The sequence below is a fragment of the Ruegeria sp. AL12 genome (assembly GCF_056540885.1).
This window is the reverse complement of record NZ_JBQFXN010000051.1, coordinates 1-1232: the sequence shown is the minus strand read 5'-3', so window position 1 is coordinate 1232 and position 1232 is coordinate 1. Positions and strand designations below refer to the sequence as shown.

2 protein-coding genes are annotated in these 1232 nt (G+C 60.9%); both read right to left on the bottom strand.

Annotated elements, in window-relative coordinates; all coding sequences use genetic code 11:
• A partial coding sequence (locus ACR0C6_RS21265) for a PALP domain-containing protein (protein WP_480621089.1) occupies positions 1 to 569 on the bottom strand: 569 nt, incomplete at its 3' end.
• Positions 566 to 1231, bottom strand: coding sequence for an SURF1 family protein (locus ACR0C6_RS21260; RefSeq protein ID WP_480621087.1), 666 nt, complete (start codon positions 1229 to 1231; stop codon positions 566 to 568). The genes ACR0C6_RS21265 and ACR0C6_RS21260, both read right to left, overlap by 4 nt.
• Between the last annotated feature and the right edge of the window lies 1 nt (position 1232).

Genomic DNA, 1232 nt, shown 5'->3' with positions numbered 1-1232 from the left:
ACGGCCAGAGCATGAACATTGCTGTCCGCAGGCGTGGTCATCTGGCGACGCTGCACCTCGGACACGCGGCCATGCGGGAACAGGATGAACACATCCACCGCGTCCAGCCCGCGGAACGCCTCGATCGCGGCTGAACCGGTATCCCCGCTGGACGCGCCGACGATGGTCACACGGTCACCACGGCGTTTCAGCGCCACCTGGAACAACTGGCCGATCAGCTGCATGGCAAAGTCCTTGAAGGCCAGTGTGGGGCCGTGGAACAGTTCCAGCAGGAAGTGGTTCTCGTTCAGCTGCTTCAATGGCGCGCGGGCATCGTGGCCGAAACCTTCATAAGCGCGGGCGATGATCGCCTTGAACTCAGCCTCGGCGAATGAGCCGCTGACATAGGGCCACATCACGCGGAACGCGATTTCTTCATAGGGTAATCCGGCCAGCGCCGCGATCTCGTCCTGCGACATCACCGGGATTTCGGCGGGCAGATACAGGCCACCGTCGCGGGCAAGCCCGGTCAACATTGCCTCTTCAAACGTCAGTTCGGGCGCCTGCCCTCGGGTCGAGATATATTTCATGTCGCGTCACTTTCAGAATTGGCACGGCTGCGCCACAGGAAGTACCCAGTCATCGCGGCCCAGACCAGAGCCAGACCAAACCAGGTGATTGCATATTGCAGGTGATCGTTTGGTATGCCCGCCGTGTCCACCGGCAGCGGTGTCACATTCGGATCGGTTCGCGAACGGGCGATCAGCAGAACAGGCTCCGCGCCCAGTGCAGCCGCAAGCGCGGGCACATCGCGGGCGAACCAGATGTTGGCGTCGAGATCAGGTGCGGGCGTGTAACTGTCAACTTCATCTGGCCAATGCAGATTGCCGGTGATCTCCATCGGACCGGTCAGACGTTCGGTCTGCTTCGCAGTTGTCGGGACAAAACCCCGATCAACTAGAATAGTGCGATCTTCGGTGTTGAAAGCCTGAATGATGCGATACCCCGCACCGACCTGTTTGAGCGAAACAAGAACGTGGACTTCCGCAGGCTCCATTTCGCCCGACACTGTTACCGGCAGGTATTTGTCCTGATCCACCGAAACCTGCCGCGGCAGGGAAACCGGCGCAGCCGAGATCCGCTCTTCGATCTCGGTCAGCACGTCCTGCTTCCACGCCAGACGCTGCACCTGCCAGATGCCCAGCGACAGCAGCACGCCCAAACCGGCGAGGCCGAAGATTAGCAGGAACAGG